Source organism: Nostoc sp. (genome assembly GCF_036917655.1).
Classification (GTDB): Bacteria; Cyanobacteriota; Cyanobacteriia; order Cyanobacteriales; family Nostocaceae; genus Nostoc.
Window position 1 is genome coordinate 1 of sequence record NZ_JBALCY010000032.1, and the last position, 24,626, is coordinate 24,626.

Sequence of the window (24,626 nt, forward strand, 5' to 3'; positions counted from 1 at the left end):
AAGGAAACTACAGTACACAACGTGTTAAATTTAACTCAAATAGCTCTCTTTAACTTTTCGTTACATACTTATAAATTTTCCCGCCGACTTACTTACTACAGAAATCAAAGAATGGTTGATTTCTTATTTAGCAGATTTGCTAGAAATTGAACCAGAGCAAATAAATGTAGAAACTACTTTTGCCCGTTATGGTTTAGATTCATCTGTAGCGGTAGTTTTAACTGGAGATTTAGAAACTTTGCTCGGAAAAGACCTAGATTTAAGGGTAATTTGGGATTACCCCACGATCGCATCTCTTTCACAACATTTAAGCGAGTAATTGAATCCTGTGCTACTGGTTGATAAATATTAGACATCTTGCATAAATATATTTATGCAAAAATGGGGGAAAGGGTTTTGAGTCCTTTTCCCTTTTCCCCTTAATCTTTTCCCTAACTTATGCAAGAAGTTGATTGAGCTTAAGTGAAAATATATATTGAATTGTTCTCGCTGACTTACTTAGTAAGATGACGCAAGTTTCCCTCGCAGACCTAATAGCTGGCGCACGGGCTGGCCTTTTAGTGAGTTTTCCCACAGATACTGTTCCTGCACTTGCGGCGATGCCAGAAAAAGCCGGGTTAATTTTTGCGGCCAAGCAACGCAGTCAGGATAAACCTTTGATTTTGATGGCTGCTAGTGCTGAAGATTTGTGGCTGTATGTCAAAGGTAATGAGAATGAGTATAAAGTTTGGCAAGAACTAGCAGATAAATATTGGCCAGGAGGGCTGACATTAGTTTTGCCAGCGAGCGATCGCCTACCAAAAGTTATGAACCCCATCGATCCAACTACAATTGGTATCCGAGTCCCAAACAGTGCGATCGCTCAAACTATTTTGACGCAAACAGGCCCTCTTGCCACCACTAGCGCCAATTTTTCTGGTCAGCCGCCTTTGCAAAGGATCGCAGAAATTGAGGTTCAGTTTCCCAAGGTTTTGACTCTAGCAACGACAGAATATCAGAGTGAAATACCGGGGATGGGTGTACCTTCCACCGTTGCTAAATGGACAGGGATAAATTGGCAAATTTTACGGCAAGGTGCGATAAAGTTAGAGATTTCGACTGATAACCAGATATAGGTAGCTATAATATTGTTTTCCTGATTTGAACAACAGATAAATCCGAAACTTTAGTTTGCGCTGTTGTGGTCAATTAACTTTTTTAATAATTGCCAGATTATGAATTGGAGCAACTGGATATATCTAGGAGCAGGAATAGCACTAGGTATGGTTTTCCGTCAGTTATTTGCGCGATCGTCAAATGTTTCATCTAGCTCATCCCCAGTAGCGCCATTAGATCAACAGGATATGCCACCAATAGTGCAACAGCTACAGCAAACGCAGCTGGCATACCAAATGGCAAGGGAAATGAGCCAGTTTAAAGCGGGTTTTTTGGTGCGGACTAGCCATGAATTGCGATCGCCCCTCAATGGTTTGATTGGCTTACATCAGTTAATTTTGTCGGATCTGTGTGAAGATCCAGCTGAAGAACGAGAATTTATTGCCCAAGCTCACGAGCGAACACTGAAACTGCTCAAGCTGATGGATGAAATTCTCACCGTTGCCAGAACTGAACACGGTACCAATAAATTAGATATTCAGCCCAGACCGTTAGCCCAAATTTTACAGGAGGTTCATAACTTAACTTATATGCTGGCGGCAAATCGCAATTTTCCCTTGCAATTGTTACCCGCCGATCCAGAAATTTATGTTTTGGCAGATTACCTCTGGCTCCGCCAAATATTGATAAGTTTAATAGACACTGCTATTACTCAAATGGAGGAAGGCAGCATCTGTATTTCCAGCAGCACCCTACCTACAAATAATTTTGTAAACATTTGGCTGGATGTACCAACTCATGCTTTTCCCTGGAGCGAGCCGATTGATTTGCTCAAATATGAAGATCAGCCGACCCAGATTGACCAAAAGACCGCTGCTCTTTCCCCAGGAATGAGGTTATTAATCAATCAGACTTTAGTCAAAGTTATGGGAGGAAAGTTAGAAATCCTGCCCTCGACCATTGCGAAGGAACCACATCAGCAGCTTACCAGACTACAAATCTCTATCCCCCTAGTGATTCCTGAAGCTGAACTTCTGTAGCAGGAAGAAAAGCACGATTAGGTAGGTTGTGTAACACCATCGTAGTGGTGGTGTTGGGTTGAAAACCGATCTTTTCGTAGAAACCCTGCTGGTGAGTAGTCATCAGGTAAACGCGCTCAACCCACCTCATGCGGGGATGACTCAAAACAGTTTTCACTAAATTGCTTCCCAGCCCACTACTTTGATACTCTGGATGAATCACAACATCCCAAATCGTGGCGCGATATATGCCATCAGATGTTGCCCTCGCAAAGCCAATGAGTCGATCGCGATCACAGACGGAAATTACTGGCTCACTATTGGCAATCGCTATACCTAAATCCTTAATACTGCGGCCTTTTGCCCAGAAAGCTGAAACGTTTAACAGTTCTTGGAGTTGGTAAAGGTCAATTTCAGACTTGCAATCGCTAAATTGAATCTGAGATTCGTTCATGTATGGCATCGACTTTTGGCAGTATCTTTGTATAGTTAAGTCATATTTTGCTATAAATTGCTGTACGTGTATATGTATATGCAACGAGAAAGAAAATTTAATGACAAACCCACTTCCACAGAGGATGAGTAGGCCCCTGTTGACGTATCCGATAAACTTGTTTTTCTAAACGTTGTTTTTCCGGCTGTGGTAGTCCGAGTAAAATATTACGACTTTGCCAAACTAAAACGGCAGCAGTCATCCCAAGACAAAAGGCTAGACCGAAGGTAGATAATGGATGGTAGAAGAGTGCAAATCTCACTGCCACCCAGGTAAAATATTGTTGCCACAGAGAAATTTCTGTACGTAGACCCCACAAGGAAACAGGCACAATTGTCAGCCACAAACAGCCCACAAAGAGCCACCTGCTATATACTGTCAGCTGATGGAGCCTTTGTACTTGTTGAGCAAACGATGGGTCAGATTTCTCAAAGTCTGGGACAGTAGTTAATGGTTCTTCCGGTTGATCCATAGGGGAATAAAATTGCAAAGCATAGATGAGCAATTCAAAATGCTTTAACCTAATTGTGAAATGCACACAAGTTTAACTATCCTGAGAACTGGCAGATGTATCAATTGGCTCTGCGTTCTCCACCACCTGGTATTGACTCCTGCGCTCTCGCCACCAAGCAAGGAGAGTACTGGCGATGAAAATACTGGAATATGCACCCATTGTGAATCCAATAATTAAGGCAAGGGCGAAGTTTCTCAGGGTTTCGCCGCCAAATAGGAATAAGGAAAACAATGTTAGCAAAACGGTTAACGTGGTATTAATTGATCGCGTTAAAGTTTGATTGATTGCATCATCAACAACTTTGTCAATGTGATCGTTAGGATGTAGATTCAGTATTTCCCGAATGCGATCGTAGATGACCACGGTATCTGTCACCGAGAAACCAGTAATAGTCAAAATAGCAACGACGAAAAGGCTATCAACTTCAATACCTGCTACTAATCCCAAGATGGAGAAAGCACCCAACGTAATCAAAACATCATGGAACAAGGCAATAATTGCGATTACGGCATAGTCCAGCTGGAACCGCACACTCAAATAAATAACGATTCCAGCGAAGGAGACAAGCAGAGCTAATAACCCTTGGGAAAATAGCTCACGACCAAGTGTCGGGCCAACGGTGTCAATTTGAGTGGCTTTCGGGTTGAAGGCTCCAATTTTTTCACTCAAAGCTGTTTGCAACTGGGTGCGTTGATCGACATTTAATGTCTTTGTGCGAATGGATATTCCCTGTTGTTTTTGACCAACAACTTGGATGCTACTATTATTTAGTTTCTGAGCGTCAACTACTTCCCTGACATCAGAGATTTCAATCGGTTGAGTGCAGTTGTTTGGTTGTGTACAATCGCGTTCAAATTGTAGTCGCGTACCACCAACAAAATCTAAACTGGGACGTAGCGGTGCGCCTAGTTGTTGCCAAGAAATCACCATCGCCACCATGCTAATGATCATCAGGGTGGCAGAAATTGCCCACCAAAATCTCCGACGTTTGATGACACTAAATTTCATGACTGCACCTCCGCACCAGACTTAATTGACGTTGAGAGATTGGGACAAAACAACTCTGGCTTACGCAAGTTGGGAAATTGCAATGTTAGGAACAGCAGTGTGCGACTACAAGTAATGGCAGTAAACAGATTCACCAGTAACCCTAGCGCCAATGTCAAAGCAAAGCCTTTAACTAAACCTGCTCCTAACCAAAACAGTGCTGCACAAGAAATCAATGATGTGACATGACTATCTAAAATGCTAGACCAAGCTCGGTAGAACCCTGACTCTACAGAACGATATAAAGTTTTACCAGCACGTAGTTCTTCACGGGTGCGCTCAAAAATCAATACGTTAGCGTCAACTGCCATACCAATACTAAGGATAAACCCAGCAATACCGGGGAGAGTTAATGTAATGCCTAGCAAAGCGAAGGTGGCATAGGTCAATAGCGCATAGATAATCAAAGAAAAGTCGGCAATTAACCCTGGTAGTCGGTAGTAAACTAACATGAAAATCAATACTAACAGCAATCCGCCAATACCAGCGTAAATACTGCGTTGAATACTATCTTTACCTAAAGTTGCCCCGACGGTACGGTTTTCAACTATTTCTACTGGTACGGGTAATGCCCCACCGCGTAGTTGCACGCCTAAGTCATTGGCTTGTTGTGCGGTAAACCGTCCTGTAATTACGGCAGAGCCACCACTAATACCTGCGGCGGCAAATTCTATACCTACGGTAGGAGCGCTGATCAATTCATTGTCTAGAAAAACACCAATGCTACGCCCAGTACCGGCAAGATTTTTTGTCAAATTGGCAAAGAGTTCACCACCCTTTTGGTCGAAGCGAATGGTAACATGCCAGTTGTTACCTTGAGTGGGTTCACCATAGGCATCCTTGAGGTATTTGCCAATTAGCGGTGGATTGGTGCTTTCAAACAATTCTGCGATCGCTTGATTATTTTTTTGTAAATCTTCTTGATTCTTAGCAATTGCTGCTTTGTCGGTACTCTTTCTTAACTCTTCTTGCTTGGCTTTCAATTCGGCTCTAGATGCTTGGAAAGCAAAAAGTTGGGTTTCTGTATTCGGCTTTTGAGTCCGAAATTCTAACTGCGCCGTCCCCCCTAGCACCCGTTCGGCTTGCTCTGGATCGTTGACCCCTGGCAGTTGTACCAATATTTTATCTGAGCTGACTGTTTGGATCACTGGCTCAGAAACACCCAAACCATTAATCCGACCTTCGACAACTTTCTTTACACCTTCCAATTCGCGGTCAGTGATTTTGGGAATTTCTGGTGATGGTTTCACCTGAATTGTGAGCTGTGAGCCTCCGCGCAAGTCCAGTCCAAGGGGTATCGGAATTGTAGCAATCACCGTTATCGCGGCGATTATCAGGACTAAAATCAAAATTAATAGCGATCGCTGTCTTTGCATACCATAACTCGCAACTGACAAAGGCTATAATAGCGCTCTTTTATGGAGTTATGAGTAAGTATTGGGGACTGGGGATCGGGGATTGGGGATTGGGCATGAGTTATTCTCCTAGTACCCAGTCCCCAGTCCTTAGACTCGCAAAGCTACCATTTTTTCCACAGCTTCTACTATTTGCTCTGGTTGGATGATTGTTAGTCGTTCCAGATTGCCGTTGTAAGGCGTGGGGATATCTTGGGAAGAAAGCCGTAGTACTGGCGCATCCAATTCATCAAATAAGCGATCGTTAATTGAAGCGATGACTTCTGCTCCAATGCCCGCAGTTCGCATGGATTCTTCCACAACAATGACTTTATGGGTTTTCCGTATTGATGCACCAATAGTATCAAAATCTAATGGCTTGAGCGAGATTAAATCAATAACTTCTGGATCATAACCTTGTTTTTCAAGTGTTTTTACCGCTTGCAGCACATGATGCCGCATCCGAGAATAAGTGATAATTGTGACATCCTTTCCTGGGCGCACAACCTCTGCTTTATCTAGGGGTAGTAAATATTCTTCTTCTGGTAAATCTTCTTTCAAGTTGTAAAGCAGAACGTGTTCAAAGAACAATACAGGGTTATCATCGCGGATAGCGGATTTTAGTAGTCCTTTGGCGTTTCTTGGTGTGGAACAGGCAACAATCTTCAACCCTGGCACAGCTTGGAAATAGGTTTCTAGTCGCTGGGAATGTTCTGCTCCTAGCTGCCGTCCCACACCCCCAGGGCCGCGAATTACCATCGGAATTTTAAAGTTACCGCCAGAAGTATAGCGCAGCATCCCAGCGTTGTTGGCGATTTGGTTAAAGGCGAGTAGTAAAAAGCCCATATTCATGCCTTCGATTATGGGACGCAACCCAGTCATCGCTGCTCCTACTGCCATTCCAGTAAAGCTATTTTCAGCAATGGGAGTGTCTAGAATGCGGAGTTCGCCATATTTTTGGTACAGGTCTTTGGTAACTTTATAGGAACCGCCGTAGTGTCCTACATCTTCACCGAGAACGAATACGCTGGAGTCACGTGCCATTTCTTCATCAATGGCTTCCCGCAAGGCGTTGAAGAATAGTGTTTCTGCCATTTAGACCTTTAGTACGATTATGGTTTTAGAATTTTATCGTGCTGCTGTCGCAAATACGGTGAGCGATCGCACTAGTTAGAGATTAGGTTGTTTAAACGAAGCGCCCCAAGCATAGAGCGAGTAATTGCCATAACTATATCAAAGCTATTTAATTTAAATTTTAGAGGTTTTATGAGCGATCGCCTCTCACTCTGGCAAAGGAGGGAATATTCTATTTATGTAATATCACGCAAACAATCTGCATAAAATGTGTTTAGACAACTTCACTGTTGACAGATACCAACTTAACTCAAGTCACGCTAGAGGAAAAAATCTGTTATGGCAATAATTTAAATATGCCTACTGTAGAACAATTGAAAACGTTGTTTATTTTAAGTTTTTGGGCTACTAAAATGTATTTACCTGTGTTTTTAGTGCGAATCGATCAACGAACAAAAAATATTGTAATTCTCGCTGGTGAAGAAAACGAAATTATAATTTACCTAAACGGGAAGTGGAGATATGTATGAGTAAGCCAGACTTTATGACAATGCCCCGTGCCCAATTGCGTCAATATATCCTTGACCACAGAGAAGATGATGAAGCCTTTCAAACTTATTTAGATAGATTCACCTCTGAAGACGCTGTAATCTTTTCTGCACCACAGTCAATAGATGATTTAGAAAACTTCCCAGAGTTGCATCAACAGAACCTAGAAAGACTACGAAAGCAAGCTTAAGCCTTCGCAACCCTCCAACAATATTTTATAACTTGGCGTTGATAACCTCATCAAATTACCCAAAACAAAAGAAAAACCTCACCCTGTCCTATCTTTAATCCCTCTCCTTACTAAGAGGATGTTTGAAAAGTCATGATTGATGTATCAAATGTTATTACCCCACCCTAACCCTCCCCTTATAAAGGGGAGGGAACCGGATTTTTTTATTGTTTCCCCCCTTTATAAGGGGGGATTAAGGGGGGTAATAATTCGATTAAAAGCACAACAAACCACTTTTCAAACAACCTCTAAGGAGAGGGACAGGTTTTGCGGGAGCAAAACCAGGGTGAGGTTCTTTTATTATCGGCAATTCAGCAGACATCATATAACCCTATCTAATTTCCCCGCGAAGCCTCCTCGATGGTAGAAATTTTCACCGCATAATTGATGATATCTTGTCCAGTCTGGAGATTTTTTCCTTCACCATTATTCAGAGCCACAATATAAGGGTCGCCACCAATTACGCCAACAATGGGACTACCGGAAGAACCAGCAGCAGTGGCGCAATCATGTAACAAAAAACCATCTTCCTCCCTGACAATACCGCATCCAGCCTGATAACTTGCCGTCCATCCCGGCCCGACAGGGAGGAGAATAAAGTATATGTCTACCTATACTGCCTAACTACAAGCAATTCTTTGTGTACGTCCCAGCTAAATGCCCCAAATAAAAGGATAAAATCGAATCAGACTCAAATATGAAAATTATGAACACAGCTATTATTGCCAAAGTAACGGCTGATGGAAAGCTAGAAATTCCTCCAGAAGTGTTGGCAACAGCTTCAGCCCTCTACTGAATATGAAGTCTCCGTTACGGAAGATGAGATAGTTTTCAAAAAAAACTTATAACCGATTAACACTAAAAAAATTAAGACAACAAGTGAAAGAGGCTGGTTCAGATCCAAATCAACCAACGCTTGAAGAAATCAGTCAAATAGTCAAAGAAGTTAGACAAGAACTTTGGACTGACAAATGAGGGTTGTAGTTGATGTCAATATTTGGATTTCAGCATTACTGTGGGAATAGATTAAGTTTTAGCGTTGTTGTATGAAGGTGTCTCCTGATATGTCATATAGTGATTTTACTTTAGAGAAAATTAAACAGAATTTTCAAATAAATACTATTGAGAAAACTGATATTTTTGCTAATATATCTGAGATAGAATCCAGTTATTTATTAAAAGAAATTCTTCAATATAATTTACCTATAGCTATTGCTAGCAATAGTGAAAAAGCTCGCTCTGAGATGATTATTTCTCCGATTTTACTAGATTTGAGACGACAATTAAATGACCAGATAAATTTGTTTTCTGGTGTTGAATTCAATGTTGATACGGCACAAGGTTTAAATGGAATCTGTGATTTTCTAATTACCCATTCTCCAGAAAGACTAATTATCACTGCACCAGTCATTATTATTGTGGAAGCTAAAAAAGAAAACATTACTGCTGGTTTAGGACAATGTGTAGCCGAAATGTTAGCAGCCAGAATATTTAACGAACGAGCAGGTAATGAAAATTTGATAATTTATGGAACTGTCACAACTGGAAGTATTTGGCAGTTTTTAAAATTAGAAGGGCAATCTATCCAGATAGATTTAAGTGAATATTATCTTAAAGATGTCAATAAAATTTTAGGAATATTAGCTAGTGCTGTACGCTGAAAAAAATTATAATTACTCACTTCGCACTTCTTTTACAATCTTGCTAATTTATTCAAGAGTAGGTTGATTGGGGTCAGGGCCTAATTCCTCAATTCGGCGAAACCATTCTTTTATGTCTAACTCTTTCTGTATTTTTTTTAAAACAATAGAGTTTTCTATCAGAAAAACCTGATATTCGTCGCCAGGACGAAGTTGTGCTTTTATTTCATCTGGCAGTTCTATTTCACCTTTTGGCATTACTTTGATCACAAAATCCATAATATTTCGATTAATGACAGAGTTGTTTCAATACTAGCCAAAATACAACAATCTCACGCCCAAACACCAAAACACAGAGAAAAACTTTGCGCCTTCGCGCCTTTGCGTGAGATTTATTAAATTCTTACCCTTCAATCGCCCACCTTACTTTAACCATCGCGCCGCATCTTTGGCATGGTAAGTCAAAATCAAGTCAGCGCCAGCGCGTTTAAACCCAGTTAAAGTTTCCATAACCACCCGCTCTTCATCAATCCAACCATTGAGAGCCGCAGCTTTTACCATCGCATACTCACCAGAAACATTGTAAGCCGCAACTGGTAAGTTACTCGCTTCCTTCACCCGCCAGATAATGTCCATGTATGCCAAGGCTGGCTTAACCATGAGCATATCAGCCCCTTCAGCAATATCCAATTCAATCTCTTTAAGGGCTTCGCGGGCGTTACCTGGGTCCATTTGATAAGTTCTTCTGTCCCCAAATTGCGGTGTCGAGTCTGCTGCATCCCGAAATGGGCCATAATAACCCGAAGCATACTTAGCAGCATAAGACATAATCGGCGTATCTTGAAATCCGGCTTCATCCAAACCCACACGAATTGCTTGGACAAAGCCATCCATCATCCCCGAAGGCGCGATGATATCAGCACCGGCTTTCGCTTGAGAAACTGCTGTTTTTTTCAACAATTCCAGAGTTGGGTCATTTAAAACTCGTCCTGTTAAATCACCAACTTGCAGATAACCACAATGACCGTGACTGGTGTACTCACACAAACAAGTATCAGCAATTACAATCAAATCTGGTACTGCTGCTTTTACCGCCGTTGCTGCTTTTTGGACAATTCCGCAATCATGCCAAGCGCCAGTGGCATCTACATCTTTATCAGCCGGGATACCAAATAGAATAATCGAAGGAATTCCTAAGTCATAAACTTCTTTTGCTTCTTCGACAATTTTATCTACCGAAAGTTGGTAGACTCCGGGCATCGATTTCACCTCGTTAGCGATTCCCTCACCTGGTACGGCAAATAGTGGGTAAATTAAATCGCTTGTTGTCAAAACGGTTTCACGAACCATCCGGCGCAGTTGGGGATGGGTACGCAGACGACGGGGGCGATGTATAGGAAACATAAAATTTTATGATGAAAAACAACGCAAATGGACACAAAACAAAGCGTCACAAAAGCAGGCTAAAACTTTCCTGCCGTCGGACAGACTACAAACAGTGCTTAACTGTCCTTTGCCCTACTCTCAATCAAGTTGTAGGGCAATTTTGTATTCTACAGCTTGCTTGCATCTATCCGACGGACTAGAAAAAAAACAACATAGTAAGCAATTAAAAATTCAAAATGGTAAGATCGTCTGTTGGCAAAATCCTGACAAATTGAGGGTTGAAATTTAAACGGATAGGCGCTTCTCTACGAGACGCACTCGCGAATGCCTTCCCGCAGGGTAGGGGCGCAGAGGTAAACGCTGAGGCACGCAGAGAGTTCGCTACGAATTAATCAAATGTTGTACTTGGAAGCAAATAATTAACAATGCCCAATACAACTCTTGGAGAGGCTGCGCCAACGGCTTCTTTACGAGACGCACTCGCGTTTGCTCAGTACAAGTGCCCAATGTTAATTTGTGCTAAAAAACTCGGAAAATATAGGGATAACGGAAGGGTATATCAGGGTTGTTAAAAACTCCAATGAGCGCCCAAATTGTTAATCCCCAGTGCAATATATATCCCAGAGCGGCTAGTGGGCCCAGCAATAATAGAGGTAACACTAACCAACCGAATAGAAAAAACAGCGCTCCCAGAATCCCTCCATAAAGCCAGACATTAAAGTGGAAATTGATGGATTCTTTGGCGTTTTCTTTAACAACAGGATCATCAGATACGAGCAGTATGGCAATAGGTATACCTACAGATACCACCGTTGTGCTGAAAAAAATCGCTCCATGAGACAGGGCAGATAGAAGCTTTCGCTTGTCTGTGTCGTACATTGCTTTCTCCTATTTAGTCAGATTGTTGGTTATACTACGACCCTATCACGAGCATCGTTGTCTTAAGATTAAAAGACTTGCCAGAGTCAAAAAAAATTAAGCTAGCTAACAAACAAATACACTTATGTCTACTGAACTTCAGTCTGAACTTATTCAAGCAGTTGAACTTCGCCGCAACTTTGCGATTATATCTCACCCCGATGCGGGTAAAACTACACTTACAGAAAAGCTACTCCTATACGGGGGTGCAATTCACGAAGCTGGGGCGGTTAAGGCGCGACGGGCACAGCGTAAGGCTACCTCTGACTGGATGGCGATGGAGCAACAACGGGGTATTTCTATTACCTCCACAGTGTTGCAATTTGAATACCGAAATTGTCAAATAAATTTATTAGACACTCCCGGACACCAAGATTTCAGTGAAGATACTTATCGTACCCTCGCCGCCGCCGATAATGCAGTGATGCTGATTGATGCAGCAAAAGGTTTGGAACCCCAAACCCGCAAATTGTTTGAAGTGTGTAAGTTGCGGGGTATCCCGATCTTTACATTTATCAACAAGCTCGATCGCCCAGGAAGAGAACCTCTAGAACTGTTGGATGAAATTGAGCAAGAACTGGGATTGCAAACCTATGCGGTAAACTGGCCGATTGGTATGGGCGATCGCTTTAAAGGTGTTTTTGACCGCCACAAGCAACAAATTCACCTGTTTGAACGCAGCGCCCACGGCAGCCGAGAAGCCCTTGATACAATAGTGGAATTAGGTGATCCGAGAATAGAAGAGCAGCTAGAACAAAGCCTGTACTACCAACTGAAAAATGATTTGGAACTGTTAGATGGAGTTGGGCCAGAGTTAGATTTACAGTTGGTACACGAAGGCAAAATGACCCCTGTGTTCTTTGGTAGCGCCATGACTAACTTTGGGGTAGAGTTATTCCTCAAGTATTTCCTCGACTATGCCCTGAAACCCGGTTCTCACTACAGCAGTGTTGGCGAAGTTGCCCCTACATACCCAGAGTTTTCGGGGTTTGTCTTCAAACTGCAAGCGAACATGGACCCGAAACACCGCGATCGCGTCGCATTTATCCGGGTTTGCACTGGTAAGTTTGAAAAAGATATGATGGTGAATCACGCCCGCATCGGTAAACTCATCCGTCTGTCTCGCCCGCAAAAACTCTTTGCCCAAGAGCGAGAATCGATTGATGTGGCTTATCCTGGGGATGTGATCGGTTTGAATAATCCCGGTGTTTTTGCGATCGGGGATACAATTTACACGGGGCAAAAGCTCGAATATGAGGGAATTCCGTATTTCTCGCCGGAACTGTTTGCGTCTCTGAGGAATCCCAACCCCTCGAAGTCTAAACAATTCCAAAAAGGCGTCGCGGAATTGCGAGAAGAAGGTGCTGTGCAAATTATGTATTCAACTGATGAAGCCAAACGCGATCCAATTTTGGCGGCGGTGGGTCAGTTGCAATTCGAGGTGGTGCAATTTCGCTTACAAAATGAGTATGGCGTAGAAACCCTACTAGAGGTATTGCCCTACAGTGTCGCCCGTTGGGTTGAGGGTGGTTGGGAAGCATTAGAAAAGGTGGGACGGATATTCAATACCACTACAGTTAAAGACAGTATGGGACGCCCAGTGTTGCTATTCCGCAATGAATGGAATTGTCAACAGTTACTAGGCGACCATCCAGAGTTAAAATTAAGCGCGATCGCTCCAGTATTTTCTAGTCAACAACCAGTGGAGGAATAATTCACTTGACTACGAATTTTAGATTTTAGATTTTAGACTTTAGATTTTTTGGTTTATGTCTCGATGCCACTTGACGGCAGTTGCTTCTCCCAAGGGGAGACGCTGCGCGAACAAGTCGGGAAACCCGCTGTTAGCGCCTGCCTCCTTTATGTCGGGGAACCCCTCCACCGCAGTGGCTCCCCTTAGTGGGCGGAACAAATCCAAAATGCTCAATTTAAAATCCTCAAGCCTCGTACCCAAGAGGCACGGGGTCAATCCAAAATCCAAAATCCAAAATCCAAAATCCAAAATTGGTTGACAAGCAAAACTTGAGCGCGGTTGAGTTCCACGGCATCCGAGGTTCGCGCTTTTGCACAAACGTGGATCACTTAGAAGAGATTGGAGTGCCAGAATTTGTATGCCTTCACATGCCAAACCGTCTTTGGAGGCTGGTTTAGTTGCCCTCAAGCAGGGAAATTACCAAACAGCGATCGCCCAACTAGAACCGATTGCTAGCAGCCAAAGCAATGCGACTGCTAGCTTACAAGCCCAGGTTGGTTTAGTGATGGCTTATGCTCGGACTGGCGAAGTTCCCAAAGCGATCGCTATTTCCCAGAATCTCATTGAGAGTAACAATCCGCAAGTTCAAGAGTGGGCAACACGCGCTCTCGAACACCTGACAAAACGTAAAAAACCTGATCAAGAATCAAAAAATATCGAAACTGGATTTGTTGCTTTTGAGAATTCAACCCCAGATTCAACCCCAGATTCAACCCCGGAAACTCCTACATTAGAGGAAAAGCCAAATGATCAAGTAATAGAAACCAAAAGCGACGAAACTCCGCCGATGGTGCCACTAACTAGACTCAAAGCTACAGTAGCGACACCACTACCACCACCGGCTGCACCCCTAAACGGTTTCATGGGTTCTGTTACCCGCACCCAAGCTAAATTATTCGGTGTTATTTATTGGCGGCAAGCACAACGCGCCAGAGCTTGGCAACCCCTACGGAAAGCGAAATTAATTCCGTTGCGGCTACTGTCAGCAGGAACTTTCATCGCCTTGTTTTGGGTGATGCGAGAAATCCTGAAGTTAGCAATGGGATTGATAAACCAGACTTTAGTCAAACTACCTTATCTGGAGCCGTTGCAGCTTTTATACCGCGACCCTACTAAATTGTTGCTAATAGTATTGGTGATTTTGATCGGAGTATCACCTTGGTTGCTGGATCTGCTACTGGCGAACTTGTATGGTCAGCGAAAATTTCCTAAAGATGTATTGAATACTCATAGCCGCGAAGCCGTCCGGGTGTTACAACGTTGTTGTCAACAACGGCACTGGCCGTTACCCAAACTGCGGATTTTACCAATGGCTGCACCAATTATCCTGACCTATGGTAGTTTACCAGGTAATGCCAGGATTGTTGTGAGTCAAGGGCTATTAGAGCAACTAGCAGATGATGAAATCGCCACTATTTACGCCACGCAGCTAGGGCATATTGCTCACTGGGATTTTGCTGTGATGTCTTTGTTGCTGCTGGTGACACTACCAATCCATCAGCTATATCAGCAAGTGTCCCAGCTGGGAGACAAAATATCAGGGAAAATTTGGCGCTGGCCGGTGACAATTCTGGCTAGTCTCGTTTATGGAGTTTGGTGTTTGCTGACTGGGACTGCATTGTGGTTGTCGCGGTTGCGGCTTTATTATAGCGATCGCGTCGCCGCCGAAATTACTGGTAATCCCAATGCCCTGATTCGTGCCTTACTCAAAATTGCCATTGGCATTGCAGCTGATATCGAAAAACAAGAACACACCAGTTGGCAGTTGGAAAGCTTAAATCTTCTGACACCAGTTAGCCACCAACAGAGCCTTTCTTTGGGTACTATTGCGAGTAATTTATCTTTTGAATCCTTTTTGAAGTGGGATACTGCCAATCCCTATCGCCGATGGTTTACGATTAATAATAGCCATCCCTTAATGGGCGATCGCATCGAACGCCTCTGCCAAATAGCCCGTCACTGGCATCTAGACACCGAACTACATTTTGCAAGCGTTCCATCAAAAGTTAAGCGTCAGTCTTTTCTATTACAAATCGCTCCCTGGTTGGGAATTCCTCTAGGGGTTCTATTCGCAGCTTTGGTCTGGCTAACCTGGCAACTAGCATTTGCACTCAAGTTTTTAAATCTAAAGTGGATATATGAAGATTGGTCTTTCATTACAGGCTGCCTTCTGATTGGCTTTAGCATCGGTACAGTGATGCGGATTAATCCTTTCTTCCCCGATATTAAACCTGCCACCGTGCAAACTGACGACTACCTACCCACCCTATTAGCTGACCCTTCTGCCTTACCGATTGACAGCATCAGTGTGCGGATTGTGGGCAAACTATTAGGTCGTCAAGGCACTAGCAACTCCCTAGCGCAAGATTTAATCCTCCAATCCAGCGCGGGTTTGGTGAAATTACACCACATTTCTTGGCTAGGACAGTCACTCAATCACCAGGATTTGATTGGTCGGCAAATTATCGTCACAGGTTGGTTCCGGCGAGGAGCAACACCTTGGATCGATATCCAAACCCTGGAAACTCAAAGTGGTAAAACCATTCATAGCCCTCATCCCATTTGGTCTATTTTTTTGGCAGTTGCAGCACAGGCTTGGGGTGCATACGTTTTTCTTACTGGTTAGTCAGTAGTCATTGGGCATTGGGCAAATTGGAATGTAAACAAAAGTTGCAGGTTTTCTTTATAAGTGTTACATTTATTCACACAAACAAGAGCAGCCGACGTAACTCAGCACCACAGCTTAGTTGTGAATTCTGATACTTTTTCCCCCGCTCCATACCTTTTATCCTTCCAACACAGCAGCAAATTAACCAGCCACTGACTGGTTTTTGTTTCAAAACATGCTCCCTTGAATAAAAAAATGTCTTTTATGTTACGATACAGTAATACTAACGTCGGAAATGTATGCGCTAAACTAGCTACGTAGAAAATACCGTGGTAATGTAAGGAATGGTATTTGATTCTGCGAAAAAGGGCATAGAAGAAAGCGTGTACTTTAGCAGGCACTAGGCTATTAAATTTACAATTCTTAGAATTAAGGTGTTATTAGCTCACCATAGTGTGAGCCTTTAGATTAAACAAGCTTGATCCCGACGAAAAACTGTATTGTTGTATAGGTTGACAGTTTTGAGCAGAAAAATTGGTTGATGGCAGTCTTGGTCAATAGCATCTATTTAAAAGTTAAAGCCAAGTGATTGTTTTCTTGCCTTGCCATATTCATTTAACTCTGGAGGTATAGTTCATGTCCGTTCGCCTATATATAGGTAATTTGCCTAAAGAAGAAATAGATCGTCAAGATCTGCAAGCAGTTTTTGCAGCAGAAGGTGATGCTGTAACTACTAAATTAATTAAAGACCGCAAAACTGGCAAATGCCGTGGTTTCGGTTTTCTTACCGTCAACAATGACGAACAAGCTGACGAAATCATTGAAAAGTATAATGGTCAGATGTTCAAAGACACTGCCATTAAGCTAGAGAAGGCATTACCTCGGACAAAGGGTGAAGAGGGCGACGAGCAAGCTCCTAAACCAGTTAGTCTTGCTGCTAGTAGTACTCCCACTCCTAGCCCTAATAGAGAAGGTAGCCGTCGGGAGAAAAGCTCTAAGAAGCCTCGTCGTGGCGGCAGTGGCGGCGGTGGTTCTCGTGAAAGCAGCACCACAACCACCGATTCAGACGCTATTCGTCCAGATCCTCGCTGGGCTTCGGAATTAGAAAAGCTGAAGCAGATGCTAGCTGCACAAACTACGAATTAATCCTTAAGGTAGAGAAATTAAAAATTAAAAGTCAGAATTTTTTTTGATTTTTAATTTTTAATTGTTGATTATCACCTAGCTGCTTAGTTAAAAGTTACTTGCAGCTATTTTTGTAAGTGCGTAGGCGCAGCCAGCACTTCGGCACCTTTCGGCTTCTCTACGAGACGCTGCGCGAACGCTCAAGGCAAGAAGCTCAGTGACCACCGTAAGCATCCCGTAGTCAAATCAAACGACACATAAATTTCACTCATTCCCCATACTTACGTAATAGCAGGAAGTCTATACTAATACAGCAGGAACTTCTATAGAGTTGCTGTTAAAGCCTGCTTATAAAAAAATTAAGTTTTTGTGATTAGGCGCATTAAAAAACCTGACCGATGTGAATGCGATGCCTAGGTTGGGCTACGCCTACGCAGTAATTATCTGGATTTGACAAGTTATAGCCAATAATGGCTAGCTTTATATTGCCAAGTGAACGGTCGGCGCGTAGGCGTAGCCCGGCGTAGGCATCGCTCCAAAGATAATCTACACTCAAGGTAAGACCGATCATTTGCAGCTTCTGTTATGTCCTCAACTCTAGATTCTTTGCCACCTGCGCTCGCTAAAATTGTCCAGCGCTTTCAACGCGCTTCCGAACCGAAGCGACGCTACGAACAGCTAATCTGGTATGCTCAGAAGCTAAATGAGTTCCCAGAAGCGGAAAAATTACCCGAAAATAAAGTTCCTGGTTGCGTGTCTCAAGTTTATATCACAGCAGCCTTGGATGATGGGAAGGTTGTGTTTCAGGGCGATTCCGATTCCCAGTTAACCAAAGGATTAGTAGGGCTTCTGGTTGAAGGATTGGATGGACTAACGCCAACTGAGATTGTCCAACTTACCCCAGATTTTATTCAAGCAACAGGTTTAAACGTTAGTCTTACACCTTCTCGTGCTAATGGATTTTACAACATTTTTAAAACCATGCAAAAAAAAGCATTGGAATGTAAGCTAGGTTTGCCTAACTAAACAGATAATTGCAAATAAATATCAAGAGTTAAGAGTTTTGAATTCCTAACTCTTAACTCCTAACTCCTCACTCTTAATAATAAATTTAGTCGAATGTCAACAAATTTATTATCTACCTCTGCTGCTATTGGCTTTGGTGGAGTAGTTCAAGAATATCTCTGGAATTGGGAAAATCAGCAATTGCGCGTTGTTTATGAAACCCTCGGTAAAGGTTCACCGCTATTGCTACTACCAGCTTTCAGCACTGTTTCGACGCGCTTGGAAATGGGCGAACTTGCCAGGTTACTAGCTCCCAATTTTCAAGTTGTAGCCATAGATTGGCCTGGATTTGGAGAATCTTCTCGCCCTAGTTTGAATTATCGACCGGAAATATATCAGCAATTTCTGGAAGATTTTGTCAAAGCTATTTTTAATATTCCCATTACTGCGATCGCGGCTGGTCATGCTGCTAGTTACGTTTTACAATTAGCTGTGAAACAACAGGCTGCTTTCTCAAGAATTTTATTGTTAGCTCCTACTTGGCGTGGCCCTTTGCCGACAATGGGGGCAAGTCAGCAAATAGCTGGCATTGTGAGAGAATTAGTGCGATCGCCTATACTTGGTCAAGCTCTCTACAAACTCAACACTACCCAATCTTTCTTAAGTTTTATGTACCGCCGTCATGTGTTTACTGACGCGGCTAAAATTACACCCAGTTTCATTGAGAAGAAGTGGCACACGACTCAACAACCAGGAGCGCGATTTGCATCTGCTGCCTTTGTAACTGGTAATCTCGATGCTGTACACGAACAATCTGATTTTTTGGAACTTGTGCAGTCTTTAACCGTACCGCTCATGGTAGTAATTGGGGAATCTAGCCCGTCCAAATCACGAGAAGAAATGAACGCTTTGGTAGCCTTAGCAGGTGTGAGAAGCGTTGTTATTCCTGGTTCTCTGGGACTTCATGAAGAATACCCAGCAGTTGTTTTAGAAGCAGTTCAAGACTTTTTGTTATCCCCAGAAAATTAATTCCTCACTTCTCCATCAAAGTATAATTTTCTTATTATTGATAATAATTATTATAGCTTCTCCGGCATTGTCAAGGTACTAACCTGCAACTTCCGAGAAGTTTGTAGATCCTTCTGCGGCGACTCTACGAGTTCTCCAAAGGAGTAGGTTTGCTTGTATGCAATATTCCTAAGCTGATGTGCAGCTAAATTGTATAACACGAAAACGTAAAATTATTGTAGTGCGGGCATCTTGCCCGCGTCGCATATACAAATTAAATACGCAACAGCTTATCAGGCTACGCTAATATCATGTTCCCTTGATTGCTTATTAAACTTCAAGAACCCCACCCCGCCAAAGCTACGCTTTGTCTCCCCTCCGCGCAAGCGAGGAGGGGATTAAGCAGAGAGGTCAATACTGTTCGGTTAAGGCAAGAGACGCGATAAATCGCCGTCTTTACAATAATCAGTCCTTCGTCCTGACGGCGATTTATCGCGTCTTTGGGATCTATTATTTTCATCAAATAACCTTAACCGAACCGTATTGGGAGAGGGGCGCGATGACTGTGGGAATCATAAATAATTACCCAGACATGATATAACTTGTGAATATTTATTACTTATTACAGATGCAAAAAAATAAAATCTTTTTTATTAAATTATGTGATTATTTTGCTGAAAACCAAAATAAGAGCAAGTTCGCACAAAAATATAAAAAGATTTATCATAGGCGATAATGATTATCCATAAGGTGAGACAAGAGGAATTTAGAGTATGGTGGCTGACGTAATCAACAATTCAGTTCCCGTTACTGTTCTTACAGGCTATTTGGGAGCAGGTAAAACGACTCTACTCAATCACATCCTCACCTACGAACACGGCAAAAAAGTTGCTGTGATTGTCAATGAATTTGGGGAAGTGGGTATTGATAATCAATTGATTATCGATGCAGATGAAGAAATTTTTGAAATGAACAATGGCTGTATCTGTTGTACAGTGCGCGGCGATTTAATTCGGATTATTGGCAATTTGATGAAGCGGCGCGATAAATTTGACCATTTAGTAATTGAAACGACTGGATTAGCCGATCCTGCACCAGTGATTCAGACATTTTTTGTGGATGAAGATTTGCAAAGCCAACTGTCTTTAGATGCGGTGGTGACAGTCGTAGATGCCAAGCATATTTGGCAGCACTGGGATGCAGACGAAGCCCAAGAACAGATTGCTTTTGCGGATGTAATTTTACTTAATAAAACAGATTTGGTAGCGCCAGAAGAGTTGGATGAATTAGAAAAACGGATTCGGGCGATGAATGCGATCGCAAAAATCTACCGGACTCAAAATTCTGAACTAGGAATGGATGCTTTATTAGGTGTAAAAGCCTTTGATTTAGACCGTGCATTAGAAATTGATCCAGATTTCTTAGGCGAAGATGCCCACGTACATGATGAAACTGTCTTTTCTGTGGCTTTAGTAGAAGCAGGTGCAGTCGATGGAGAAAAATTAAACACTTGGATTTCGGAGTTACTGCGTACCCAAGGCCCAGATATCTTTCGGATGAAAGGCATTTTAAATATTGCTGGAGAAGATAATCGATTTGTGTTTCAAGGGGTGCATATGATATTTGATGGCAAACCCGATCGCCCTTGGAAACCAAGTGAAACCCCTAAAAACGAACTGGTATTCATCGGTCGCAATCTTGATGCAGCCCAACTCAAGCAAGATTTTCTCGCTTGTCTAGCATAATTTAGGGAGTGGGGAGTAGGGAGTAGGGAGTAGGAAATTCCCCATTCCCCATTCCCCACAAAGTAGTCTTTTTCAAATTCCTGAATCCATTGACGTAGGAAATTCCCCATTCCCCATTCCCCATTCCCCACTCCCCACTCCCCCTTTACAAATATGAACTCCACAACCAGCAAATCTAAGGAATTTGAACAACACTATTCGGGGACACTTTCAGATTATGTAACTGCGATCGCTTGGTCGCCACAAGGTAAAACTTTAGCAGCAACTTCCGCCGCCGGGGAAGTAGTTCTGTGGAATGATGGTGAATTCACAACCTTACAAACTGCTAACGGTAAATCAGTAGACTGTCTTGCATTTTCCCCAGATGGAAAATTTTTAGCCGTTGGTGGACAGGATGGACAAGTAAAAATTTGGCGCGGTACTGAATTAATCGCCACCCTAGAAAATGCCCCCGCATGGGTGGACAAGCTAGCTTGGAATTACACCAGTAACCAACTGGCTTTTAGTTTAGGGCGTTACGTCCAAGTCTGGGATGCAGATACTCATGAAATTGTCGTGACGCTGAATTTCGACAACTCTTCAGTATTGGGTATAGATTGGCGCATTGACGGACAGTATTTAGCCATTAGTGGTTATAAGGGAGTCAAGATTTGGCATAGTCAAAATTGGGATGAAGAACCATACAACCTAGATATGACTACTGTCAGTTTAGCTATGGCTTGGTCGCCCGATGGCAAATTCCTGGCTTCTGGCAATATGGATCGTAGTGTCACCGTTTTAGAATGGAACAACCCCGACCCTTGGGTGATGCGTGGCTTCCCTGGTAAAATTCGCCAATTGGCATGGTCAGAAGCTATGACTAAAGTAGGTGCGCCGATACTGGCATCTTCCAGTGTTGAAGGTATTGTGGTGTGGGAAAAACTAGAGGATGATTCCTTAGGTTGGGAAGCGCGAGTATTAACTAATCATGTCGGTGTAATCAATGCGATCGCCTTTGCACCCAAAAGCTTCTTTCTCGCTTCTGCTGCTGCTGACGGCTGGTTGTGTTTGTGGAACCAAGCCAAGGAAGTATCCCAAATTATCACAGGTGTCTCAGCAGGCTTTTCTAGCCTAGCTTGGCATACCCAAGGCAAGTTACTGGCCGCAGGCGGTGAGAAAGGCGAATTAGTTATTTGGTCAAAGGTTTTGCGGGGTCAAGGATTTGGGCGCAGTTAAACAATATCAGTACTTAAAGTTGAACCCCGGCAATTTATTGGTTATGCTGTATCAGCAAAAGTATCTTTGTGTGAATTATGAACATAATCAAACTGATTTTACTTGCCTGTCCTGCGCTTCTGGCATTTATGCTGCTGATAGTCAATCCAGCACACGCATCCAACCTTAAATCTGCATATGCTACACAAATTATTACGGTAGCATCTACACAACAAATTACTGATTTAGGAACACCAAAGTTGATTCAAACATCTAATCCGATTATTGATCAACTTGGTTGCAATTGTGCAAACTGTGTTCAGTCTAAATTTCAGTCGCTACAAGGCAAACTGCCATCAGTCGGTTTTTAATAAAGTTAGAAGTTATGAATATTGTAGGGGTACAGCAATGCTCATTGGTGTCAACTTAGCGTGAAAGCCTGCCTAGAACCAGCTTTTAGATTGTCTCGTTCCCAGTCTCCGACTGGGAATGCCGTTCTAGAGGCTCCGCCTCCCTTGCTGGCGGCAGAGCCACCAGGAGCAGCATTTCCAGCCAGAGGCTGGAAACGAGATTTGAAAAGACTTTTAGCTTAAGTTGACACGTATGAGCAATGCTGTGCCCTTATTAATTTTAATGTAAGTTCAACAAACCTCTCCCTGCCTTGAACTTTCGTTCAAGTCTGTCCCTCTCCGACTCGGAGAGGGACGGTTTTGTGTAGTAAAACCAGGGAGAGGTTTCAATATTTACGCTAATTAGGCGATTACTAGATGAACTGTCGAACTCACGTTAATTTTATGTAACCAAGTATTCGCTAAAGGTCACGCCTGAAAAACGAGGTAGGAAAGCTGTTAGGTGAATCCCTAGATACTGAGAAACCTGCTGGTAAGCTAGTGAAGTTGGTGCAATCGCGTAGCGTGCTGTAGGCGATCGCAATCTATGCTAAAGCTGTTAAGCTCTTGAACAAAAGAGCTAGTCTCTTAATTAGAAAACTTGCTAGAGTGAACAGAGTTAGCCTTAATGTCTAATCGCCAAAACCTATACATCTCATGGATTTTGCTAATATTGCATCCCAGCTAAACGCTGGAACGATTTTGCCAGAGGGGATTGTTATTCTCACCCTCTTGGGGGTTTTGATTGTTGATTTGATTTTGGGGCGTACATCCGCACGCTGGATTGGATATCTAGCGATCGCAGGTTTATTTGCTTCGATTATCGCCCTATATTTTCAATGGGACTCTCCTAATCCCATCGGTTTTACCGGTAGCTTTAATGGTGATGACCTGAGTATCGTCTTTCGCGGGATTATTGCCTTGTCTGCGGTTGCGACTATACTGATGTCAATTCGCTACGTTGAGCAGAGCGGCACCGCTTTAGCCGAATTCATCGCTATTTTGCTGAGTGCTACTTTAGGAGGGATGTTTTTATCCGGGGCTAGTGAGTTGGTGATGATTTTTATCTCCCTAGAAACCCTGAGTATTTCCTCTTACTTGTTGACAGGTTATACCAAGCGCGACCCCCGATCCAATGAAGCTGCGCTGAAATACTTGTTAATTGGAGCTTCCAGTACGGCAATATTTTTGTACGGTGTATCACTGCTGTATGGACTATCTGGAGGAGAAACTGAACTAAGTGCGATCGCTAATGGCATTGCCACAGCGAAAGTCGGTCAATCTTTAGGTTTAGTGATTGCCCTGGTTTTTGCGATCGCAGGTATTGGCTTCAAAATCTCCGCTGCACCCTTCCACCAGTGGACACCAGACGTTTACGAAGGCGCTCCCACCCCAGTAATCGCCTTTTTATCTGTCGGTTCCAAAGCCGCTGGGTTTGCCCTCGCCATCCGCTTGCTGACAACAGCCTTCCCCCTTGTTGCTGACGAGTGGAGGTTTGTCTTCACTGCTCTGGCCGTTCTCAGTATGATCTTGGGTAACGTAGTCGCTCTAGCCCAAACCAGCATGAAACGGATGCTAGCTTATTCATCCATTGCCCAAGCTGGGTTTGTGATGATTGGCTTGATTGCTAGTACACAGGCAGGGTACGCCAGTATGATATTTTACTTACTGGTTTACCTGTTCATGAACCTATGCGGCTTTACCTGCATCATCCTGTTCTCACTGCGGACAGGAACTGACCAGATTGCCGAATACTCTGGCTTATATCAAAAAGACCCACTCCTAACACTGGGGTTGAGTATCGCCCTGCTTTCCTTGGGTGGTATTCCACCATTAGCTGGGTTTTTCGGCAAGATTTACTTATTCTGGGCTGGTTGGCAAGCAGGACTTTATTGGTTAGTATTGCTGGGCTTAGTTACCAGCGTCGTCTCCATCTACTACTACATTCGCGTAGTTAAGATGATGGTAGTCAAAGAACCCCATGAAATGTCCGACGCGGTGAAGAATTATCCACAAGTGCGTTGGGATTTGCCTGGGCTGAGACCTTTGCAAGTCGGGTTGGTGGTAACATTAATTGCCACTACCATAGCAGGGATTTTGTCAAATCCACTGTTTACATTGGCTAACAATTCTATCTCCAATACCCCCATTTTGCAAGCAACAATCAACAGTAGTGTAAAAGCACAAAATTTACTGCTTTTGCCAAAGTTAGATTCGGTTAGTCAGTCTCAACCCTCAGTTGATTCTACTGCGAAGATTTAATAACCCGAATCTCAACCAAAGTTTGTACTCAAAGAAACGCCTGTTTGCTAATAAGCAGACAGGCGTTTATTATATCTTTTAACTGAAAATTATATTTACAACTTATATTTAAGTCTAATAGAGATTGCTATAGAAATCATAAATTATTTTTTCAGCAAGCCCTAAGTAATTTTGTAGGG

At 43.0% G+C, this 24,626-nt stretch carries 26 protein-coding genes; 16 read left to right on the forward strand and 10 right to left on the reverse strand.

Features of this window, described 5'->3' with window-relative positions; genetic code table 11:
- The first annotated feature begins 103 nt into the window (after nt 1-103).
- From V7K30_RS13675 to V7K30_RS13685, 3 genes are all read left to right on the forward strand, one after another.
- Complete coding sequence (locus V7K30_RS13675; protein ID WP_442941065.1) at nt 104-319, forward strand: acyl carrier protein; 216 nt, start codon at nt 104-106, stop codon at nt 317-319.
- 187 nt (nt 320-506) lie between these two features.
- A complete protein-coding gene (locus tag V7K30_RS13680) occupies nt 507-1,115 on the forward strand; it encodes an L-threonylcarbamoyladenylate synthase (protein ID WP_334999954.1) in 609 nt (202 codons plus the stop codon).
- A 99-nt stretch (nt 1,116-1,214) separates the two neighbouring features.
- Nucleotides 1,215-2,135, forward strand: a complete 921-nt coding sequence (locus V7K30_RS13685; protein WP_334999956.1) for a sensor histidine kinase — start codon at nt 1,215-1,217, stop codon at nt 2,133-2,135.
- On the opposite strand, the gene V7K30_RS13690 is transcribed toward V7K30_RS13685, so the two are convergent.
- The 5 genes from V7K30_RS13690 to V7K30_RS13710 all read right to left on the reverse strand — a co-directional run bounded on the left by V7K30_RS13690 (nt 2,098) and on the right by V7K30_RS13710 (nt 6,657).
- Entirely contained in the window at nt 2,098-2,568 is a 471-nt protein-coding gene (locus tag V7K30_RS13690; RefSeq protein WP_334999958.1) for a GNAT family N-acetyltransferase, read from the reverse strand. The genes V7K30_RS13685 and V7K30_RS13690 overlap by 38 nt on opposite strands.
- Nucleotides 2,569-2,665: 97 nt before the next feature.
- A complete protein-coding gene (locus tag V7K30_RS13695) occupies nt 2,666-3,079 on the reverse strand; it encodes a hypothetical protein (protein WP_334999960.1) in 414 nt (137 codons plus the stop codon).
- Nucleotides 3,080-3,151: 72 nt separating this feature from the next.
- Complete coding sequence (gene secF, locus V7K30_RS13700) at nt 3,152-4,129, reverse strand: protein translocase subunit SecF (RefSeq protein ID WP_334999962.1); 978 nt, start codon at nt 4,127-4,129, stop codon at nt 3,152-3,154.
- Entirely contained in the window at nt 4,126-5,544 is a 1,419-nt protein-coding gene (gene secD / locus V7K30_RS13705; RefSeq protein ID WP_335000187.1) for a protein translocase subunit SecD, read from the reverse strand. The genes secF and secD overlap by 4 nt, the downstream gene beginning before the upstream one ends.
- Nucleotides 5,545-5,673: 129 nt before the next feature.
- Nucleotides 5,674-6,657, reverse strand: coding sequence for an alpha-ketoacid dehydrogenase subunit beta (locus tag V7K30_RS13710; RefSeq protein ID WP_334999964.1), 984 nt, complete (start codon nt 6,655-6,657; stop codon nt 5,674-5,676).
- Between the two features lie 269 nt (nt 6,658-6,926).
- Between V7K30_RS13710 and V7K30_RS13715 the strand changes: the two genes are divergently transcribed.
- Nucleotides 6,927-7,166, forward strand: coding sequence for a DUF6888 family protein (locus V7K30_RS13715; protein WP_334999966.1), 240 nt, complete (start codon nt 6,927-6,929; stop codon nt 7,164-7,166).
- Nucleotides 7,163-7,375, forward strand: a complete 213-nt coding sequence (locus V7K30_RS13720) for a DUF6887 family protein (RefSeq protein ID WP_334999968.1) — start codon at nt 7,163-7,165, stop codon at nt 7,373-7,375. The genes V7K30_RS13715 and V7K30_RS13720 overlap by 4 nt, the downstream gene beginning before the upstream one ends.
- 374 nt (nt 7,376-7,749) lie before the next feature.
- Here V7K30_RS13720 and V7K30_RS13725 read toward each other — a convergent pair whose 3' ends face one another.
- A complete protein-coding gene (locus tag V7K30_RS13725; protein WP_334999970.1) occupies nt 7,750-7,932 on the reverse strand; it encodes a hypothetical protein in 183 nt (60 codons plus the stop codon).
- Nucleotides 7,933-8,478: 546 nt separating this feature from the next.
- Here V7K30_RS13725 and V7K30_RS13730 point away from each other — a divergent pair.
- Nucleotides 8,479-9,075, forward strand: a complete 597-nt coding sequence (locus tag V7K30_RS13730; protein WP_334999971.1) for a hypothetical protein — start codon at nt 8,479-8,481, stop codon at nt 9,073-9,075.
- Nucleotides 9,076-9,123: 48 nt separating this feature from the next.
- Here V7K30_RS13730 and V7K30_RS13735 read toward each other — a convergent pair whose 3' ends face one another.
- The 3 genes from V7K30_RS13735 to V7K30_RS13745 all read right to left on the reverse strand — a co-directional run bounded on the left by V7K30_RS13735 (nt 9,124) and on the right by V7K30_RS13745 (nt 11,319).
- On the reverse strand, nt 9,124-9,333 hold the full coding sequence (locus tag V7K30_RS13735) for a hypothetical protein (RefSeq protein ID WP_334999973.1): 210 nt from the start codon (nt 9,331-9,333) through the stop codon (nt 9,124-9,126).
- Between the two features lie 144 nt (nt 9,334-9,477).
- Nucleotides 9,478-10,458 (reverse strand): porphobilinogen synthase, encoded by a 981-nt coding sequence (gene hemB / locus V7K30_RS13740; RefSeq protein WP_334693290.1) that lies wholly within the window; start codon nt 10,456-10,458, stop codon nt 9,478-9,480.
- A gap of 501 nt (nt 10,459-10,959) precedes the next feature.
- A complete protein-coding gene (locus tag V7K30_RS13745; protein ID WP_334999976.1) occupies nt 10,960-11,319 on the reverse strand; it encodes a DUF4870 domain-containing protein in 360 nt (119 codons plus the stop codon).
- Between the two features lie 124 nt (nt 11,320-11,443).
- On the opposite strand from V7K30_RS13745, the gene prfC reads away from it, so the two are divergent.
- The 3 genes from prfC to V7K30_RS13760 all read left to right on the forward strand — a co-directional run bounded on the left by prfC (nt 11,444) and on the right by V7K30_RS13760 (nt 16,865).
- The gene (gene prfC / locus V7K30_RS13750) at nt 11,444-13,072 is read left to right on the forward strand and encodes a peptide chain release factor 3 (protein ID WP_334999978.1); all 1,629 of its coding nucleotides are present in this window, start codon (nt 11,444-11,446) and stop codon (nt 13,070-13,072) included.
- A 397-nt stretch (nt 13,073-13,469) separates the two neighbouring features.
- The gene (locus tag V7K30_RS13755) at nt 13,470-15,737 is read left to right on the forward strand and encodes a M48 family metalloprotease (protein WP_334999980.1); all 2,268 of its coding nucleotides are present in this window, start codon (nt 13,470-13,472) and stop codon (nt 15,735-15,737) included.
- A 618-nt stretch (nt 15,738-16,355) separates the two neighbouring features.
- Complete coding sequence (locus V7K30_RS13760) at nt 16,356-16,865, forward strand: RNA recognition motif domain-containing protein (protein WP_334999983.1); 510 nt, start codon at nt 16,356-16,358, stop codon at nt 16,863-16,865.
- Nucleotides 16,866-17,226: 361 nt separating this feature from the next.
- On the opposite strand, the gene V7K30_RS13765 is transcribed toward V7K30_RS13760, so the two are convergent.
- Nucleotides 17,227-17,415: a hypothetical protein gene (locus tag V7K30_RS13765; RefSeq protein WP_334999985.1), complete on the reverse strand. Its 189-nt coding sequence runs from the start codon at nt 17,413-17,415 to the stop codon at nt 17,227-17,229.
- A gap of 14 nt (nt 17,416-17,429) precedes the next feature.
- Here V7K30_RS13765 and V7K30_RS13770 point away from each other — a divergent pair, with 14 nt between their 5' ends.
- The 7 genes from V7K30_RS13770 (at nt 17,430) to V7K30_RS13800 (ending at nt 24,447) form a co-directional block, all read left to right on the forward strand.
- Nucleotides 17,430-17,870 (forward strand): SufE family protein, encoded by a 441-nt coding sequence (locus tag V7K30_RS13770; protein ID WP_334999987.1) that lies wholly within the window; start codon nt 17,430-17,432, stop codon nt 17,868-17,870.
- 93 nt (nt 17,871-17,963) lie between these two features.
- A complete protein-coding gene (locus V7K30_RS13775; RefSeq protein ID WP_334999989.1) occupies nt 17,964-18,878 on the forward strand; it encodes an alpha/beta fold hydrolase in 915 nt (304 codons plus the stop codon).
- Nucleotides 18,879-19,630: 752 nt separating this feature from the next.
- Nucleotides 19,631-20,602: a CobW family GTP-binding protein gene (locus V7K30_RS13780; RefSeq protein WP_334999991.1), complete on the forward strand. Its 972-nt coding sequence runs from the start codon at nt 19,631-19,633 to the stop codon at nt 20,600-20,602.
- Nucleotides 20,603-20,755: 153 nt separating this feature from the next.
- Nucleotides 20,756-21,817 (forward strand): WD40 repeat domain-containing protein, encoded by a 1,062-nt coding sequence (locus tag V7K30_RS13785; protein WP_334999993.1) that lies wholly within the window; start codon nt 20,756-20,758, stop codon nt 21,815-21,817.
- Between the two features lie 77 nt (nt 21,818-21,894).
- A complete protein-coding gene (locus tag V7K30_RS13790) occupies nt 21,895-22,167 on the forward strand; it encodes a hypothetical protein (protein ID WP_334999995.1) in 273 nt (90 codons plus the stop codon).
- Nucleotides 22,168-22,227: 60 nt separating this feature from the next.
- Nucleotides 22,228-22,389, forward strand: coding sequence for a hypothetical protein (locus V7K30_RS13795; RefSeq protein WP_334999998.1), 162 nt, complete (start codon nt 22,228-22,230; stop codon nt 22,387-22,389).
- Between the two features lie 453 nt (nt 22,390-22,842).
- A complete protein-coding gene (locus tag V7K30_RS13800; protein WP_335000000.1) occupies nt 22,843-24,447 on the forward strand; it encodes an NAD(P)H-quinone oxidoreductase subunit N in 1,605 nt (534 codons plus the stop codon).
- Nucleotides 24,448-24,626: the final 179 nt, after the last annotated feature.

Bases quoted from the DNA above. Each gene is read 5' to 3' on its own strand.
- V7K30_RS13680 (WP_334999954.1), top strand. From the start codon at position 507: ATGACGCAAGTTTCCCTCGCAGACCTAATAGCTGGCGCACGGGCTGGC.
- V7K30_RS13685 (WP_334999956.1), top strand. From the start codon at position 1,215: ATGAATTGGAGCAACTGGATATATCTAGGAGCAGGAATAGCACTAGGT.
- V7K30_RS13690 (WP_334999958.1), bottom strand. From the start codon at position 2,568: ATGAACGAATCTCAGATTCAATTTAGCGATTGCAAGTCTGAAATTGAC.
- V7K30_RS13695 (WP_334999960.1), bottom strand. From the start codon at position 3,079: ATGGATCAACCGGAAGAACCATTAACTACTGTCCCAGACTTTGAGAAA.
- secF (WP_334999962.1), bottom strand. From the start codon at position 4,129: ATGAAATTTAGTGTCATCAAACGTCGGAGATTTTGGTGGGCAATTTCT.
- secD (WP_335000187.1), bottom strand. From the start codon at position 5,544: ATGCAAAGACAGCGATCGCTATTAATTTTGATTTTAGTCCTGATAATC.
- V7K30_RS13710 (WP_334999964.1), bottom strand. From the start codon at position 6,657: ATGGCAGAAACACTATTCTTCAACGCCTTGCGGGAAGCCATTGATGAA.
- V7K30_RS13720 (WP_334999968.1), top strand. From the start codon at position 7,163: ATGAGTAAGCCAGACTTTATGACAATGCCCCGTGCCCAATTGCGTCAA.
- V7K30_RS13730 (WP_334999971.1), top strand. From the start codon at position 8,479: ATGTCATATAGTGATTTTACTTTAGAGAAAATTAAACAGAATTTTCAA.
- V7K30_RS13735 (WP_334999973.1), bottom strand. From the start codon at position 9,333: ATGGATTTTGTGATCAAAGTAATGCCAAAAGGTGAAATAGAACTGCCA.
- hemB (WP_334693290.1), bottom strand. From the start codon at position 10,458: ATGTTTCCTATACATCGCCCCCGTCGTCTGCGTACCCATCCCCAACTG.
- V7K30_RS13745 (WP_334999976.1), bottom strand. From the start codon at position 11,319: ATGTACGACACAGACAAGCGAAAGCTTCTATCTGCCCTGTCTCATGGA.
- prfC (WP_334999978.1), top strand. From the start codon at position 11,444: ATGTCTACTGAACTTCAGTCTGAACTTATTCAAGCAGTTGAACTTCGC.
- V7K30_RS13755 (WP_334999980.1), top strand. From the start codon at position 13,470: ATGCCTTCACATGCCAAACCGTCTTTGGAGGCTGGTTTAGTTGCCCTC.
- V7K30_RS13760 (WP_334999983.1), top strand. From the start codon at position 16,356: ATGTCCGTTCGCCTATATATAGGTAATTTGCCTAAAGAAGAAATAGAT.
- V7K30_RS13765 (WP_334999985.1), bottom strand. From the start codon at position 17,415: ATGATCGGTCTTACCTTGAGTGTAGATTATCTTTGGAGCGATGCCTAC.
- V7K30_RS13770 (WP_334999987.1), top strand. From the start codon at position 17,430: ATGTCCTCAACTCTAGATTCTTTGCCACCTGCGCTCGCTAAAATTGTC.
- V7K30_RS13775 (WP_334999989.1), top strand. From the start codon at position 17,964: ATGTCAACAAATTTATTATCTACCTCTGCTGCTATTGGCTTTGGTGGA.
- V7K30_RS13780 (WP_334999991.1), top strand. From the start codon at position 19,631: ATGGTGGCTGACGTAATCAACAATTCAGTTCCCGTTACTGTTCTTACA.
- V7K30_RS13785 (WP_334999993.1), top strand. From the start codon at position 20,756: ATGAACTCCACAACCAGCAAATCTAAGGAATTTGAACAACACTATTCG.
- V7K30_RS13790 (WP_334999995.1), top strand. From the start codon at position 21,895: ATGAACATAATCAAACTGATTTTACTTGCCTGTCCTGCGCTTCTGGCA.
- V7K30_RS13800 (WP_335000000.1), top strand. From the start codon at position 22,843: ATGGATTTTGCTAATATTGCATCCCAGCTAAACGCTGGAACGATTTTG.